General features: G+C 70.3%; 13 protein-coding genes and 1 pseudogene. 10 read left to right on the top strand and 4 right to left on the bottom strand.

Going from position 1 to position 16,392, the window contains the following annotated elements; translation table 11 throughout:
* Positions 1-103 precede the first annotated feature (103 nt).
* A complete protein-coding gene (locus ACIA3K_RS29570; protein ID WP_396804872.1) occupies positions 104-433 on the bottom strand; it encodes a hypothetical protein in 330 nt (109 codons plus the stop codon).
* Between the two features lie 226 nt (positions 434-659).
* Positions 660-1,553, bottom strand: coding sequence for a hypothetical protein (locus tag ACIA3K_RS29565; RefSeq protein ID WP_396804871.1), 894 nt, complete (start codon positions 1,551-1,553; stop codon positions 660-662).
* Between the two features lie 39 nt (positions 1,554-1,592).
* On the opposite strand from ACIA3K_RS29565, the pseudogene ACIA3K_RS29560 reads away from it, so the two are divergent.
* Positions 1,593-2,791 (top strand): annotated as a pseudogene (locus ACIA3K_RS29560) (nucleotidyl transferase AbiEii/AbiGii toxin family protein).
* Between the two features lie 251 nt (positions 2,792-3,042).
* Here ACIA3K_RS29560 and zwf read toward each other — a convergent pair.
* Positions 3,043-4,536 (bottom strand): glucose-6-phosphate dehydrogenase, encoded by a 1,494-nt coding sequence (zwf, locus tag ACIA3K_RS29555; protein WP_396804870.1) that lies wholly within the window; start codon positions 4,534-4,536, stop codon positions 3,043-3,045.
* A 283-nt stretch (positions 4,537-4,819) separates the two neighbouring features.
* Between zwf and ACIA3K_RS29550 the strand changes: the two genes are divergently transcribed.
* From ACIA3K_RS29550 to ACIA3K_RS29530, 5 genes are all read left to right on the top strand, one after another.
* Entirely contained in the window at positions 4,820-5,674 is an 855-nt protein-coding gene (locus tag ACIA3K_RS29550) for a helix-turn-helix domain-containing protein (protein WP_396804869.1), read from the top strand.
* Positions 5,675-5,738: 64 nt separating this feature from the next.
* Complete coding sequence (locus ACIA3K_RS29545) at positions 5,739-6,683, top strand: NADP-dependent oxidoreductase (RefSeq protein WP_396804868.1); 945 nt, start codon at positions 5,739-5,741, stop codon at positions 6,681-6,683.
* Between the two features lie 339 nt (positions 6,684-7,022).
* Positions 7,023-7,760, top strand: coding sequence for an ABC transporter ATP-binding protein (locus ACIA3K_RS29540; protein WP_396804875.1), 738 nt, complete (start codon positions 7,023-7,025; stop codon positions 7,758-7,760).
* Positions 7,757-9,922, top strand: a complete 2,166-nt coding sequence (locus tag ACIA3K_RS29535) for an FtsX-like permease family protein (protein ID WP_396804867.1) — start codon at positions 7,757-7,759, stop codon at positions 9,920-9,922. The genes ACIA3K_RS29540 and ACIA3K_RS29535 overlap by 4 nt, the downstream gene beginning before the upstream one ends.
* A 108-nt stretch (positions 9,923-10,030) precedes the next feature.
* A complete protein-coding gene (locus ACIA3K_RS29530; RefSeq protein WP_396804866.1) occupies positions 10,031-10,528 on the top strand; it encodes a DUF4395 domain-containing protein in 498 nt (165 codons plus the stop codon).
* A gap of 41 nt (positions 10,529-10,569) precedes the next feature.
* Here ACIA3K_RS29530 and ACIA3K_RS29525 read toward each other — a convergent pair whose 3' ends face one another.
* On the bottom strand, positions 10,570-11,604 hold the full coding sequence (locus ACIA3K_RS29525) for an LLM class flavin-dependent oxidoreductase (RefSeq protein WP_396804865.1): 1,035 nt from the start codon (positions 11,602-11,604) through the stop codon (positions 10,570-10,572).
* A gap of 258 nt (positions 11,605-11,862) precedes the next feature.
* On the opposite strand from ACIA3K_RS29525, the gene ACIA3K_RS29520 reads away from it, so the two are divergent.
* The 4 genes from ACIA3K_RS29520 (at position 11,863) to ACIA3K_RS29505 (ending at position 16,388) form a co-directional block, all read left to right on the top strand.
* Complete coding sequence (locus tag ACIA3K_RS29520; RefSeq protein ID WP_396804864.1) at positions 11,863-12,726, top strand: DUF1684 domain-containing protein; 864 nt, start codon at positions 11,863-11,865, stop codon at positions 12,724-12,726.
* Between the two features lie 33 nt (positions 12,727-12,759).
* Positions 12,760-13,293 carry a flavin reductase family protein gene (locus tag ACIA3K_RS29515; RefSeq protein WP_396804863.1) on the top strand — a complete coding sequence of 178 codons (534 nt, stop codon included), beginning with the start codon at positions 12,760-12,762 and terminating at the stop codon, positions 13,291-13,293.
* A 510-nt stretch (positions 13,294-13,803) separates the two neighbouring features.
* The gene (locus ACIA3K_RS29510; RefSeq protein WP_396804862.1) at positions 13,804-15,450 is read left to right on the top strand and encodes an ABC transporter substrate-binding protein; all 1,647 of its coding nucleotides are present in this window, start codon (positions 13,804-13,806) and stop codon (positions 15,448-15,450) included.
* Positions 15,451-15,452: 2 nt separating this feature from the next.
* Positions 15,453-16,388, top strand: coding sequence for an ABC transporter permease (locus tag ACIA3K_RS29505; protein WP_396804861.1), 936 nt, complete (start codon positions 15,453-15,455; stop codon positions 16,386-16,388).
* Positions 16,389-16,392 lie beyond the last annotated feature (4 nt).

Raw genomic sequence — 16,392 nt, 5'->3', positions numbered from 1 at the left:
TCCTGCATCACTACAATCACCACCGACCCCACACCGCCACCGGCGGCCTACCACCCATCACCAGGTTGACCAACGTCCCTGGACAGCACAGCTAGGCGTACACCTACGTCGTTTTCAGTGCAGCCTGGACAATGGGCTTCCACCGGGCAGCGAAGGCGTCCGCGAATCGCTCGTGGTCCGACCGTCGCTGGACGCCGCTCACCTTCCGCGCACGGTGTTGTAGCAGATGATGGCCAAGCTCGTGCAGCAGCACGTCACATCGCATGAAGTCCCGCAACCGAGCCGCTTCATGTGCCGGTTGTTCGTAGAGAAGGATCTGGCCCGTTGCTCTGGTCTTGCCGTAGAGAACCGATCGGCGGTCGAAGTCCTCGGTCTGCCGCAACTCGATGACGCGTAGCCCGTACCAGGCGGAGGGCCCGACGACCTCCAGCACCTCACGAACGTCACGGCCGCTTGCCGGATGCGCGAATCCCGGTCGCGCTGCGTGTACGTGGATCCGGAGCCGGTCCAGACCCGGAGCGCGACGGAGCGCCTGACACGCCCGGGGATCTGTACGAAGGCTTCGGCTCACATCGCCCATGGTCGGCGACCCCACGGTGTGCGACAACCGATTTCACCGCGGAACCGACGTCCGCCTCGGCTGCCCGACGCGCGCGGGCTCAGTACGGCTGGCCGCACACCTTCCAGGCGCCGTCCTCCTTCACCAACGCGAACAGGTGCCGGTCGGTGAAGCCGCTGTCCAGGGTCAGGGCCATGCTCACCGTCGCGGACGTGCGGCCGTTGACGGTCGACACCTTGACGCCGTTGACCTTGTGGCCGCGGATCTTCGGCTGCTTGGCGACGCCCTGGACGAAGGCCTCTCTCGTGTACCTGACGCGCGTGTCGCCGCACAACAGTCCGTACGCCGCGTCCGCGTCGTCCGCCTCCAGGTCGCCGACGAACGACTCGGCGGCCTGCCGCGCCGGATCCGTTGCCCCCTTGACTCCCTTGTACAGGAAGAAGCCGCCGATGCCGGCGCCACCGCAGCACAGCACGACGACCACGCCAACGACGATCAACACCGTTCGCAACGTCCGCCGCTTCGGCGGCTGGGGCATCTGGTACTGGTACGGGTGGGTCATGGGTAGGGACGGTAGGGGATGCGAGAAGTCTTCGACGCCCCACCATGCCGCGCGGGAATCGCGTTTTCCGGCCTGCTGACCGTGCCATAGACTCCGCCGGTGCTTGCGGTGTCGGGGGACTTCGAGATCCACATCACGGCTTACGCTCATCACGCCGAGAAGCTGTCGGCGTTCGCCGCCCAACATGGCCTGAAGTTCGTCCATATCGTGCTCGATCGTGGCGCCAACGTCTCTCAACCGATGCTCACCCTGACCGGCCGAGGCACCCTGACCGATCAGGTTGCCGCGGTGCGGCATTGGCGACGCGAACTGCGCGAGGCAGGGATCCACCCGTGCCGTTCGAAGATCGAGGCGGCGCCGTGGTGCGTCGGCGTACCGCAGTCGGATGAGCAGGCGGCGGCCGAACCCGCCGACCGGTACTTCGAGCACCACGTCAAACTGCTGCTTTCCAGTACGGCGGTGGCGGATCTGATGGCCCTCACCGACCTGGTCACCCCGCACGGGGCACGGTTGTCACGTAACGCTCGCCGGAAGCTGGTGGACGGCGCGCAGGAACGGTTCGTCAACCAACGATGTCACGGTGTCGGGCTCGCCACGGCCAGGCGGCGGCTGGACGAGCTCGTCGCGACCCTTCGGGCCGCCGGCTACGAGCCCGTGGCCGTGGAGCAGGAGTACGTCGTCTCCGACAGCGACCTGCACCACGACCACGGTTGGCTGGACTCACCCACACCGAGGGCGAGCGGTTGGGCGCGGGAGCGGGAAAACACAATGAGGTCCGCGCCGGCTGGCTCGCCGAACTACCCGCCGACCTACCGGCCGCTACCCGTCAGCCCGGCCGTGCGTCAGAAGGCGGCGTTCGACCCTGCTCTCCGGCAGTACCCGAACGCCTACCACGCCGGAGAGCCCGACTTCATCGTGGAGGCCACCGGCCAGCTGTGGACCACCGCCCGGCGTGCCGCCATGAATCACGTCCTGGCGGCCATCGCCACCACAACCTGGGCTCGGCACCTGGTCCTGCGAGGCAGCGTCACCATGGCGACCTGGGTCGGCGACGCCGCCCGCGAGCCGGGCGACCTGGACTTCGTCGTCACTCCGCACACCATCGCCAGCGACAGCACCGACGCTCGCGCACTGCTCGATGACATCAAGACCGCCCTGCGAACCGCGCCCGGCGCCGGCCTGCAACCAGACCGGACAACCGAGGCCTCCATCTGGACGTACGAACGAGCTGACGGACGCCGCCTCGTGATCCCGTTCAGCACGCCGGGTCGCCCGACGGCCATGTACAGGTCGACGTCGTCTTCGGTGAGAAGCTTCCCCTCCCACCAGAGACGCTGACGCTGCCTGACATCGATCAGCCGGTACTGGCCGCGCCCGCCTCGCTGGCGCTGGCGTGGAAGCTGCTGTGGCTGGCCACCGACAGGTACCCGCAGGGCAAGGACCTCTACGACGCGGTCCTACTCGCCGAACACACCAGCGTCGACCGAGCCCTCGTCCGCGAGCTCATGCGACCCGAACTCGGTGCCGAAGCCGACCACTTCACTGCCGAGACCGCCTTGTCCTGGCAGGTCGACTGGAACAACTTCACCGATGAGCGTCCCGGCATCACGGGCACCGCCGATCAGTGGACCAGGCGGCTGGCGCTGGCCCTCGATCACGCCTGGGCCTGACAGCCGCGCCAGGCGCGTAGGAACGGCCTTGCTGGCCCTTGAGCAGCCCGATCCGCGCGCAATGCGCCAACGGCCGCAGGGACCGCTCGTACTCGATGTTCTTCCTGATCAACATAGTTATGCGGACGGGCGGGCAGCCGGCGGCGGCCCGCCCGTCGGTCGGCGTGGTCGCGGAGATTTATGCTGTTTGTCCCTGCCCTAGACGCGGTCGGTGCTCGTTAACGGACCCGTCTATCCTGTCGTGGCAGGGGTCACGCGGAGTTGCGCCACTTGCGACCATTTCGGCCGATGAGCCGGTCGGCGTCGGTCGGACCCCAGGAGGCGGCCTCGTAGGTGGGTATCGGCGACTCGTCCTTTGCCCAGTTGTCGATGATCGGGTCGACGATCCTCCAGCACTGCTGCACCTCGTCGCTGCGGATGAACAGCGAGGCGTCGCCGATCAGCGCGTCCAGGAGTAGCCGCTCGTACGCCTCCGGGGATTCTTCGACGAACGTCTGGTCGTACGAGAACTCCATGGTGGCGGTGCGGACCCGGAAGGAGTGGCCCGGCACTTTGGCGCCGAAGCGCAACGAGATGCCCTCGTTCGGCTGGATCCGCAGGATCAGCGCGTCAGCATCGAGGCCGGTGAGCTGATCGGTCGGGATCGGCAGGTGCGGCGGCCGTTGGAACTGCAGTGCCACCTCGGTGAGCCGGGCCGGCAGGCGCTTGCCGGTGCGGACGTAGAACGGCACCCCGGCCCAGCGCCAGTTGTCCACGTTGAGCCGCATGGCGGCGTAGGTCTCGGTCCGCGACAGGGGGTCGACGCCGGCCTCCTCGCGGTAGCCGGCCATCAGCTCCTCGCGGGTGCCGCCCCGGGTGTACTGACCCCGGACCGCGGCGTCGGTGATGTCCCGGTCGGTGGGGAGGCGGATCGCCTGCAGCAGCTTCACCTTCTCGTTGCGCAGGCCCTCAGCCTCGAATGAGGCCGGCGGCTCCATCAGTGCCAGCGCGAGGACCTGGAGCACGTGGTTCTGCACGATGTCCCGCATCGCGCCGGCGTCCTCGTAGAAGCCGCCGCGGCTGCCGACGCCGAGGGTCTCGGCGACGGTGATCTGCACGTGGTCGACCCAGGAGCGATCCCAGATGGGCTGGAAGATCGAGTTCGCGAAGCGCAGCGCCAGGACGTTCTGGACGGTGTCCTTGCCCAGGTAGTGATCGATCCGGAAGACCTGGTGCTCGTCGAATGCGCTGTGCACGACGCCATCGAGTTCGCGGGCCGTGACCAGGTCCCGCCCGTACGGCTTCTCGATGACCAGGCGGGAGAATGAGCCTTCGCGTGGCTGGTTGAGCCCGACTCGGGCCAGTCCGTTGATCACCGGCTCGAAGGCCCCGGCCGGGGTGGACAGGTAGAAGAGCCGGTTGCCGGACGTGCCCCGCTGTGCGTCGAGCTCGTCGAGGGTCTCGACGAGTCGCTTGTAGGTTTCCGGGTCGTCGTAGCCGCCGGCCACGTACCGCACGCCGCCCTGGAGTTGGCGTTTGCTGGCAATGGCGTGTTCGCCGAGTGCGCTCTCGGCGAACTGCTCGTCGGTCATCGACGTGCGCGCGACACCGACGAGCGCGAACTGGTCCGGGAGCCGCTCGTGCCGGGCCAGGCTCTCTACCGCGGGCAGCAGCTTGCGCCGGGTCAGGTCACCGGATGCACCGAAGATCACCAGCGTGGCCGGCGGGGCACTCCGCTCCTGGATGAGCGGGGATGCGTGGTCCATGGTCTGCGTTCCTCCGGGCACAAGGGGTGTGGGGTTGGGGGTGCAGTGCTGTCATGCCAGGGATTGTGCGGCTGTGGCGGTAGTGTCCGGCGGCCCCCCGGCGTGGCCCGTTGGTTGCGGACCTTGAGCGTCGCATGCCGGCCGGGGGGTCGGCGACCCGGTGACGATCGGGTGCCCCGCCGCTGCGCCGGATCGGTACGCAGAGCTGGTCGGTAAGGCCGGGAAGGTTCCACGGGAGGCACGGACGAACGGGTGCGCTGGATCGGACGGGCAGACTTGGGCCGTGGAACGGGACGAGTTCGGCGCCGCGGTGCGCCAGCTACGGGAGCGTACGGCGCCGACTGCGGTCGGGCTGCCGGTCGGACGTCGGCGGGTGCAGGGGCTGCGGCGGGAGGAACTCGGCGAGCTCGCGGGCATGTCCGCGGACTACGTACGCCGGTTGGAACAGGGCCGCAGCCATCCGTCGGTCGGTGTGGTGAATGCCATCGCTCGCGCGTTACGGGTCGGGCGGGCCGACTACGAGCGGCTCTGCGCGCTGGCCGGGTACGCCGCCGCGGACGGCCGGGTGCCGAACGAGATCGGTCCGGGGGCGATGCGTCTGCTGGAGCGCTTCACCGACACCCCGATGTTCATCTCCGACGCGGCGATGAACCTGGTCGCGGTGAACAGCGCGTTCCTGGCGTTGCGGCACTGGAATCTCAACGGGGACCCGTGGGAGTGGAACATCGCCTGGAGGACGTTCTGCGCTCCGTTCGACGGATTCCAGCAGTCCGCGGCTGACGCGACCGATCATCAGGCGGTTCTCGTCGCCCGCTTGCGGGCCGCGGTCCTGCGGTACCCCGCCGATGTGTCCCTGGCCGCGCTGGTGGACGAGATGCGGACCCGAAGCCGCCTGTTCGACACCGTGTGGCGCGCGCCGCGATCGGTGACCGCCTACGAGAGCAGTGCCGCGTTCCTTCATCCGGACGGGTACGCCGTCACCCTCGTCGGGAGCCTGCTCGCCATCCCGGGCGACGACCTGGGGGCTCTGCTGCTCACCGCGGCGCCGGGCTCGGCTGACGAGGCGCGTCTGGCCGAGATCGTCGACGACGCCGGCCCACCCGCCATCATCAAGGTGGGCCAAGCTGGCCCAGGATAATCGCACCGGCTCCGGCCAGATTGAGTGACGTCAAGACGGCGTTCTCACCGAAGCAGGTTCAGCGATGAAGGCAGTGCGTTTCCACCAGTACGGCGGTCCCGAGGTTCTGCACTACGAGGACGTCGAGCAGCCCAGCCCCGGGCCCGGTCAGGTCCGGATCCGCGTCGCCGCGACGTCCTTCAACGGCGTCGACGGCAACATCCGCGCGGGCTTCATGCAGGGTCCCATCCCGGTCGAGCTGCCGCACACCCCAGGTATCGACGTCGCCGGCACGGTCGACGCGCTCGGCGAGAACGTGGACGAGGTCGCCGTCGGTGACCAGGTCATCGGCTTCTTGCCGATGACCGGTACGGGGGCGGCCGCGGAGTACGTCATCGCGCCCGCGCAAATCTTGACGGGGGCACCCAGGAACGTCCCGCTGGCCGACGCGGCGGCGCTCCCGCTGGTGGGGCTGACCGCGTGGCAGGCGCTGTTCGACCACGGCAACCTGACCGCCGGCCAGCGAGTGCTGATCAACGGCGCCAGCGGTGCGGTCGGCGGGTACGCGGTGCAACTGGCCAAGGAGGCCGGTGCCCAGGTGCTGGCCACGGCCGGTCCCGGCGGTGCCGAGCGGGTCAAGGCCGCCGGTGCCCACCAGGTGATCGACCACACCAGCACCGACGTGACCGAGGCGGTGACCGAACCGGTAGATCTCGTCCTGAATCTCGCGCCGGTGACCCCGGAACAGCTGGCCGCGCTGGTGCCGCTGATCCGTGACGGCGGCGCCCTGGTCAACACCACCGTCTGGATGCCCGCCCCTTCCGACGAGAAGCGCGGGGTACGCGGTATCGACCTGTTCGTCCGCAGCGATGCCGACCAGCTCGCTGACCTGGCCGCACGTGTCAGCACCGGCGAGCTGCGGATCCAGGTCGCTCAGCGAGTGGCGCTGGCCGACCTGCCCGCCCTGCACGCCCAGGCCGGTGCCGGGGAGCTGCCGGGTAAGACCATCGTCCTACCGCCCACCGCCTGACGACGCCCCGCTGTGCGGGGCGGCACGGCGGCAACCGGCTCCGCGATCGCGAAGCCCGCGAAGAAGCACCAGAGCCGGCCCGGCGTCCGGCCGGCTCTGGTGGCGACCGGGCGGGCAACTCCCGACCGCGCTCCCGCTGCGGGCGCTCACCGCGGCATTACCCACCTCGCGGCCGTCGCCCTGCCCCTGGTGGCCGGACTGCTCGGGCCGGACGCCGCTGGAGGTACAGCCTGCTGTACCGGAAAGACGCCCGCTGGCTTCAGCGATCTTGGCCGCCGGGCGACCTAGCGTTCGGGTGTCAGCGAAAAGCGCACACCGAGAGGCCTAGTGATGATCGACATGGTCGCGGTCCGGGTCGACGGAGTCAGCCGGACCTACGCCACCGACGGGGAGCCGGTCGTGGCGCTCGCCGGCGTTGACGCGAGCTTCGCGCGCGGCACGTTCACGGCGGTCATGGGTCCGTCCGGTTCCGGCAAGAGCACGCTGCTGCAGACCGCCGCCGGCCTCGACCGGCCGACGTCGGGCCACGTCTGGATCGGCGACACCGAGCTGTCCACGCTCTCCGAGACCAAGCTGACCGAACTGCGGCGGGATCGCATCGGCTTCGTCTTCCAGGCCTTCAACCTGGTCGGCGCGCTCACCGTCGACGAGAACATCGAGTTGCCGTCGAAGCTCTCGGGCCGGCGGCCCGATCCGCGATGGTTGGCGGAGGTCATCGAACGCGTCGGGCTGGCGGACCGTCGGTCGCGTCGGCCGTCCCAGCTCTCCGGTGGCCAGCAGCAGCGGGTCGCGATCGCCCGGGCACTGTCGGTCCGGCCCGACGTGATCTTCGCCGACGAGCCGACCGGGGCCCTCGACACCGAGTCGGCCGCCGACGTTCTGGCTCTGCTGCGCTCGGCGGTCGACGACTTTCACCAGACCGTGGTGATGGTGACCCACGACCCGGTCGCCGCCGCCTACGCCGACCGCGTGCTCGTGCTGTCCGACGGTCGCATCGTCCGTGACCTGCCGCCCCTGGGCGCTGAGAAGATCGCCGAGGTGCTGGCCACGACGCGCATGACGGGAGCCACCCGATGACCGGTCTCGCGTTGCGTCTGCTCCGGCAGCGTCCCGCCTCCGCCATCGCCACCCTGGTGGCCCTGGCCGGTGGGGTGATGATCCTGATGACCCTGGCGGTCTTCGTGCAGTCCGCGCTGGTGTTCCGGCCCCTACCGGTGCAGTTCGCGGCGGCCGACGTGGTGGTCGCCCATCGGGAGCTGACCGTGACCACCAAGGAGTTCGGCGACACGACCACCACGCGGGTGCCGCTGCCCGAGGGCACCGTCCCGGTCGGGCTGGCCGATGAGATCCGCGCGGTCCCCGGCGTCACCGACGTCCGGTTGGTGGGAGCCGAGGGTGGCGTCGCGTCGGCTGTCGAGGTTCAGGCCCCGGCGGACGCGTACGGGGCTATCGACCGGCTCGCCCGGCAGGCCGGTGTCGAGTCGTACACCGGGATGGACCGCGGCTGGGCCGAGCAGTCCGACTCGATCGAGGCGCGCTCGTTCCTGCTCGCGGCCGGCTCGGCGTTCGGCGGCTACGTGGTCCTGCTGATCGTCGGGGTGGCGGCCGGCACGATCGGCCTGTCGGTCCGGCATCGTCGCCGGGACCTGGCACTGCTGCGGGCGGTAGCCGCCACCCCGCGCCAGGCGCGCCTGCTGGTCGTGGCCGAGGGGGTCCTCGTGGCTCTGGTGTCCGCCGTGCTCGGTGTGCCCGCCGGTCTGTGGTCCACCCATTGGGTGCACCACCAGCTGGTCACCCGGGGCTTCCTGCCCGCTGATTTTCCGATCGTCGACGCCGGGGTCGCCGCTGCGGCCGCCGTCGCGGTGACCGTCCTGGTGGCAGCCTCCGGGGCTTGGATCGCGTCGCGGCGCATCGCCCGCATCCGCCCGGCCGAGGCGCTCGGTGAGGCCGCGATCGAACCACCTCGCGGCGGCCGGATCCGGCTCGTCTCCGGCCTCGTCACGCTGGCCGGCGGCGTGACCTCGCTGTTCTTCGCGGCCGGGCTGTCCGGCACGGCCGCGCTGGCCACAGCGGTCGGCATGCTCTACCTTCTCGTGGTCGCCGTCGCACTGCTCGCGCCCTGGATCAACGGATTGGCCGCCCGGCTGATGTCGCCGGTGTTGCGTACGGTGTGGCGGGCTCCGGGGGAACTGGCGGCGGCCAACCTGCGGGTCAACGCACGCGGGATGTCCGTCGTGCTGAGCGCGCTCGTGCTGGCTATCGGCTTCGGCGGTTCGGTCTGGTTCCTCCAGGACAATCTCCAGCGGCAGACCATCACCCAGAGCCGCGACGGCATGCTGGCCGACCGGGTGCTGACCGCGCCGCACGGCATCTCGTCGACGGAGGTGGCGAACGTACGCCAGATCCCCGGGGTCGCGGCGGCGACCGGCGTCCGGAACACCTCGGTGGTGGTCCGGGTCCTCGACGGTGCTGAGCCGGTCGTCGCCCGGGCGGTCGACCCGAGCGGGCTCACGTCGACGATCGACGTGAAGGTGCGCGACGGCAGCCTGGCCGAGCTGACCGACGGCACCATCGCCACCTCGGTCCTGCAGGCCTCGTCCTCCGGCTGGAAGGTCGGCGAGACGGCCGAGATCTGGCTGGCCGACGGCACACCCGTCCATCCGCGCGTGGTGGCGATCTACGACCGTGGGCTCGGCTTCGGCGACGTACTGCTGCCGCAGGAACGCGGTGTCTACGACGAGATGCTCGTGCGTACCAGCGGCGACGTCGACCACCGGCTGGCCGCCTTCGGCACGGTGACCGACGCCGGCACCGTGACCGGGCGGTTGAACCGCGACCTGGCCATCTCAGCCTGGCTCAACAAGCTGCTCATCACCGTGCTGGTCGGCTATTCGGCCCTGGCCGCCGGCAACGCCATGGTCATGGCCGCGCTGGCCCGCAGCCGGGAACTCGCGGTACTTCGCCTGGCCGGGGTGACCCGACGGCAGGTGCGGCGGATGGTCGAAGCCGAACAGGTGGGCCTGCTCGGGACGGCGCTGACGCTCGGTGTGGCGATCGCCGGGATGACGCTGATCGCGGTCGTCCATGCGCTCACCGGCACGCTGATCCCGTACGTCCCACCGCTGGGCTGGGCCGCGGTGCTGGGCGGCGCGACCGCGCTGGCCCTGGTAACCACGATCCTGCCGGTTCGGCGGTTGCTGCGGACCTCACCGGTGCGCGCCGCGGGTGCCAGGGAGTGACGCGCAAGATGGCCGGTTGAACGAGCGGCTCGTCCACCGCAGCCGGTCGGGTCGGCTCCAGGGGAAATAGGCTACTCAATCTATGGGAATAGTAGGTAGCATCCCGCCATGGCCAGCGCGCTGTTCAGTTTCCCGAACCCCGTGAACGAGGTGTCCGCCCGACTCGTCGCCGGTGGGGTGGTCATCCTGTCCACGGCGACGATCGTGCTGGATCAGCCCTGGATCATCGCGCTGATCGCGTACGGGTTCGTCGCGCGGGTGCTCACCGGCCCCAAACTCAGCCCGCTCGGCCTGCTCGCCACGCGGGTGATCACGCCGCGACTACCGGTGCGGGCCAAGCTCGTCGCCGGGCCGCCCAAGCGGTTCGCCCAGGGGATCGGCGCTGTGCTGACCCTGACCGCCGCTGTGCTGGCGCTCGGGTTCGGGCAGCACCTCGCGGCATACCTCGTCCTCGGCGTGGTGATCGTGGCGGCGACACTCGAATCCGTGTTCGCGTTCTGCGTGGGCTGTGCGGTCTTCGCGGGGCTCATCCGGATCGGCTGGATCCCCGAGGCCGTCTGCGCCGAGTGCAACGACATCTGGAGCCGCGTGCCGGCGAACGGATGAGAGACCGGCCCGCACGCGGCCGCCAGCAATCCCACACCACGTCAGCGGCGGGGGTGCCACCCGAGCGCGGGGCCGAGGCGGGTCGCCATGTCGGTGAGGATCTGCGCATATTCGGCCGGCGTGAAGGTGAAGGGCAGGGCGAACGCAACCTCGTCGACCGCACGGAACGCGACATTGTCGAGCAGCCGTTCGGCGATCAGCTCCGACGGGCCGACGAGGTCGGGGGCGAACATCATCTTTGCCGGACCCTGGGGTGACGCCGTTCGCGGCGTGCGTTGGTGGGCGTACTCCGCGTAGCGGGCACGTTGGGTCGGGGTGGCGGTGTCGGTGGGGATGACGACGAGCCCTTGCGAGACACGAGCCTGTTCGCCGTCCGGGTGATGGGCGCGGAACGTCCGGATGTGCGAGAGCTGGATCTCGGCGAAGTCGGTGGACTCCTCGGCCTTGACCACGCTGCTGGTGAGCAGGTTCATGCCGTTCTCGCCGGCCCAGCGAGCGGAACTGAGGCTGCCGGCGCCGTACCACATGCGGGCGGCCAGGCCGGGGGAGTGCGGTTGCACCCGGCGGGAGAACTGCTCGAAGCCCTCGAAGCCCTCGACGTCGCTGGCCGGCTCACCACCCACGAGGTCGAGCAGCCGTCGTACCCGCGTGTAGCTGAAATCCTCCGCCTCGGCGGTGTCCGGGTAGAGCGCTCGGCGGACCCGGTCGTAGTGCATCGGTGGACCCACGCTGACCCCCGGGTTGAGGCGCCCGCCGGAGAGGATGTCGACCGTGGCCAGATCCTCGGCCAGCCGCAGCGGATTCTCCCAGCCGAGCGGGATGACCGCGGTGCCGAGTTCGATGTGCCGGGTCCGCTGTGCGGCCGCCGCCAGGACGGCGATCGGTGAGGAGATGCCGTACTGGAGGTGGCGGTGGCGTACCCAGGTGCTGTCGAAGCCGAGTTGCTCGCCCAACTCCATGAGCTGGAGTGTCGCCTCGTGGCCGGCGCGAGGGTCGGCCTCGTCGAACAGACCGATCGTCAGGAAGCCGAGCTTTCGCAGTGGCGCCGACTGTCTCGACACGGGTGTTTCACTCACCGTCCGCCTCCAGGGATGCTCGACCAAAGACTTGAAATCCTACTTGATTGGTAGGAAAATCGACCCATGCTGCTTGTTCGGCTGTTCACCTCACGCCGGGTCGTCGACCTGATGCGGGTCGCCGCGCAGCTCTGTCACGGGGCCGCCCTTCCGGCCTGAGCAGGCGATCCCTGTCCGCCGGTTGTCCTCCCGCCGGCTCGCGTCCGGCACCTCCGCACCTCGTTCCGAGTGCTCGTACGCCAACGAGAGGGTCCCGCCATGACCAGTGACACCGCAACAGCCGCCCCTACCGCCGTCGACGAGCCGGCCCAGGCATTCGCCGAGGACTGGCAGGAGTGGCACCGCCGGCACGAGGAGGCGCGGGCGGACCGCCACGGCTTCCTCGCTGTGGCCGGACTGCACTGGCTCACGGGGGAGCCCCAGCGGTTCCCCGGCGTGCCCGGAACGTGGCACACCGGTACGGACGGTCCGGTGGTGACCGTCGCCGACGACGAGGAGATCGTCGTCGACGGCCACCGGGTCCGGGAGCGGCACGATTTCGGGCCGATCGCCGAGCGGGCCGGCATCACCGTGGGCATCGACGGTGGCGTCCTCGAAGTGGCCCGGCGGGGTGGGTACGACATCCTTCGCCCTCGACGTCCCGACCACCCGCTGCGCACGCACTACCGGGGCACCGCCACCTACCCACCCGCCGAGCGGTGGGTACTCCAGGGGCGGTTCGTGCCGTTCGAGCGTCCCCGACCGACCACGGTCGGCGCTGCCGTGGAGGGGCTCCAACACGTCTACGACGCGCCCGGTCGAATCGAGTTCAGCGTCGACGGGCTGCCGCTGAGCCTGACCGCGTTCAACGGTGCGACGCCCGGCAGCCTCTCGGTGCTGTTCACCGACACCACCTCCGGCGTCACCACCTACGGGGCCAACCGATCACTGGCCGTCCGGGCGCCGGACGAGCAGGGCCGGGTGATCCTGGACTTCAACCGGGCCGTCAACCTGCCGTGCGCGTACACCGACTTCGCGACCTGCCCGCTGCCGCCGGCGGAGAACCGGCTGCCGGTCGCCATCGAGGCCGGCGAGAAGATCCCGTACGAGCGGCTGGCGGCCGACCCCGCCGCCCGTTCCTAGCGCTCCACGCCGCCACCCCTCGGGAGGAACGCCATGACCTCGTCCACCGACGACCCAACCGACGCCGACGCCGACGCGCTGCGCAGGTTGCTGCGCCACCAGGCCAGCACCGTCACGGTGGTCACCGCCCCCGGCGCGCCGCCGGTGGGCTTCACCGCGACATCGTTCACGTCGGTGTCGCTGACGCCGCCGATCGTGTCGTTCTGCCTGAATCTCGGGTCGTCCACGTGGCCGACGCTGGCGCAGGCGCGGCACGTGGCGGTGCACCTGCTCGCCCACGGCCAGCACGACGTGGCCCAGACCTTCGCCACGAGCGGGATCGACCGCTTCGCCGCGCCGACCCGCTGGCGGCCCGGGCCGAACGGGCTGCCGATCCTCGACGACGCCCTGGCCTGGCTGGTGTGCCGGGTCGTCGACCGGGTGGTCGTCGGCGATCACGTGATCGTGCTGGCCGAGCCGGAGCTGCTCCGGCACGCCGACGTCGGCTCACCGTTGCTCTACCACCGGGGTCGCTACGCGGGCCTCGCGGACGCCTCGGACGGCACGGCCCGTCGCGCCGCCGCCTGACCGTATCGAGCTGATGCTCCCGACGATCGTCGGGAGCATCAGCGTGGTCGCCTGTCTGGACCTCGACCGGAGTCGGGCTGACGCGGCCCGACTGGTCACTCTTGTCCGGCGGACCGGTCCCGGCCCGTTGCGGGTCCAGGTCGATCCGCCGGACACATTCCCTCTAAATCCTATAGCCTTAGTAGGTATTGCGTCAACGAATCGGCGTCCCCGCGTGCGATAGCCGACATCCATCGACCGATGTGTTGACACCGATCCGCGCGGCGGGTGGACTCGGCTCATGTCCAGCGAGCTGCGGCTGACGATCCGCGGCCACATCGACTTCGGTCGGGTGTGGTCGAGTTCCTGTCTGGCCTGACCGGCACCCCCCCAACCGGCCCGCCGCACCGGCCCGCCGAGGTGGGGCTCACCGCCGAGCCATCAGCACCGACACCGTGACCGACCCGCGCCCACCGCGCCGGGCCGCGTGTCGGCGTACCCGTACCGCCTGTCTGGACAGGAGACCTCGCCATGCCCGCCAACCGTCTGCGAACCCTCGCCGCCGCCGCGCTCGTACCGCTGCTCGCCGTCGTCGCCGGCTGCTCCACCGCCGCCACGCCGGCCGCCGAAGCCGCCGGCCAGCCCCGCTCCGGCGGCAGCCTCACCTGGGCCGTGGAGACCGAGCCGATCACCCTCAACCCGCACCAGTACGCACAGGCCAAGGCCCGACTGCTGGTCTGGAACACCTTCGAGTCCCTGCTCACCTACGACAAGCAGGGCAAGCTGGCGCCGTGGCTGGCCGCGGGGTGGCAGGTCACTCCGGACGGGTTGTCGTACACCCTGACACTGCGCGACGGCGTCACCTTCTCCGACGGCACGCCGCTGGACGCCGCGGCGGTGAAGGCGAACATCGACAAACTCCGCGAACCCGGGTACGCCCCCGCCGTCGCCGCCGTGCAACTGCGCAACCTCAAGGCCGTCGAGGTCGTCGACCCGCGCACCGTACGGCTCACCCTCACCCGGCCCGACGTGCTCATCCTCGACTTCCTCGCCTCCCCACAGGGCGCCCAGATCTCCCCGAAGTCGCTGCGCGAGGCCAAGAACCTCAAGGCCGGCGGCGTCGACGTGGTCGGCACCGGACCGTTCGTGCTGGACCGCTACGTCGCCGGCCAGGAGCTGCACTACCGGCGCAATCCCGGCTACGACTGGGCGCCGCCCACCGCCGCCCACACCGGCCCCGCCTACCTCGACGAGGTCACCTACCGCTTCCTCAAGGAGTCGGCGGTGCGCGTGGGTGCTCTCTCGTCGAGCCAGGTGCAGGTCATCGAGGGCGTGCCCGCCACCGATCAGCCGCTGGTCACCGGTAACCGGGCGCTGCGCCTGACCCGGGAGCTCAACTCCGGCTCGGCCTACTCCTACTACTTCAACACCTCGCACGCGCCCTTCGACGACCTGCGGGTCCGCCAGGCGTTCCGCGAGGCGATCGACGTGGACACCGTGCTGCGGTCGGTCTACCGGGACACGGCCACTCGCGCCTGGAGCGTGATCAGCCCATCCAGCCCGCTGTACGACAAGCGCCTCGACGGCAGCGCGTACAGCGGCGACGCCGCCAAGGCGAACAGCCTGCTCGACCAGGCCGGCTGGACGGCGCGGGACGCCGACGGCTACCGGGTGAAGGCCGGCAAACGACTCACCGTACGGCTCGTACAGTCCGCGCCCTACGTCCGCGACCGACGCGACGTGCTCGCGCAGGCCGTGCAGGCGGCCGTCAAGCAGAGCGCCGGCATCGATCTGAAGGTGTCGCTCGTCGACCAGGGCACCGCCACCGACGCCATTCAGCGCAACGAGTACGAGGTCTTCGACAACTCGCGGGCCGACACCGACGCGGGGGCGGCACTGAACCTGCTGCTGCACTCGAAGGGCGGCATCAACCGCACCCAGGTCAACGATCCCCGGATCGACCAGCTCCTGGAGGCCGGTCAGGCCACCGTGGACCCGACGAAGCGGGCCGGCATCTACGCCGACCTGCAGCAACGGGTCGTCGTCGAGCAGGCCCTGTTGCTGCCGTTGTACGCGCCGGCCGACCAGATCGCCGCCAGCACCGGCGTCGGCGGAGTGCGCTTCGAACCCACCGCCGGGGTGCCCGCCAGCGCGTACGACCTGTGGATCGGCAAGTGACGATGAGCCGTCCACCCATGCGTGCCGTGGTTCGCCGGCTCGGGGCCGGCCTGGTCGTCCTCTGGGTCGCGGCCACCGCCGCCTACCTGGTGCTGCTGGCCGCCCCCGGCGACACCGTGGACAACATCGTCGGCGACGGCGCGGACACCCCGCAGATCCGCGCCGAGATCATCGCCGACTGGGGCCTGGACCGGCCGGCCATCGTGCAGTACCTCGACTACCTCGGGCGGTTGGGCGGCGGCGACCTGGGTCGCTCGTACCTCCTGCAACGACCCGTCACCGAGGTGATCGGGGAACAGCTCGCCCCCACCCTCAGGCTCGCGGTCGCCGCCGCCGGGCTCGGGGTGCTGCTCGCCCTGCTCATCGCGGTGGCCACCGCCGGGAACCGGCGACCGTGGCTGCGCCGACTCAGCTCCGGCACCGAACTGCTGCTCGTCTCCACCCCGTCGTTCCTGATCGGGCTCCTGCTGCTCAGCGTGCTGTCGTTCCGATTCGGCCTCTTCCCGGTGTCGGGTGACAAGGGCATCGCCGCGTTGGTGCTGCCCGCCGTCACCCTCGCGCTGCCCATCGCCGGGCTGCTCGCCCAGGTGCTCCGCGACGGCATCGACAAGGCCCTCGACGAACCGTTCGTGCTCACCGCCCGGTCCCGAGGCGTACGGGAACGAACAGTCCTGGTACGCCACGCGTTGCGGCACGCCGTCCTGCCGGCCGTCAGCCTGGCCGGTTGGGTCTTCGGCATCGTGATCAGCGGCACCGTCATCGTCGAACAGGTCTTCGGTCGGCCCGGCCTCGGCCAGGTCACCCTCTCCGCGGTCACCACCCGGGACATGCCCGTGGTGCTGGCCGTGGTGACTCTCTCCGCCGCTGGCTACGTCGTGGTCAACACCACCGCCGACCTGGCGTACCTGCTGGTCGACCCGCGTCTGCGAAGGAGCTGACCCG

This window comes from Micromonospora sp. NPDC051543, assembly GCF_044454415.1.
Classification (GTDB): Bacteria; Actinomycetota; Actinomycetes; order Mycobacteriales; family Micromonosporaceae; genus Micromonospora.
The sequence above is the reverse complement of the archived record's forward strand: the minus strand, read 5'-3'. Positions and strand labels throughout refer to the sequence as shown.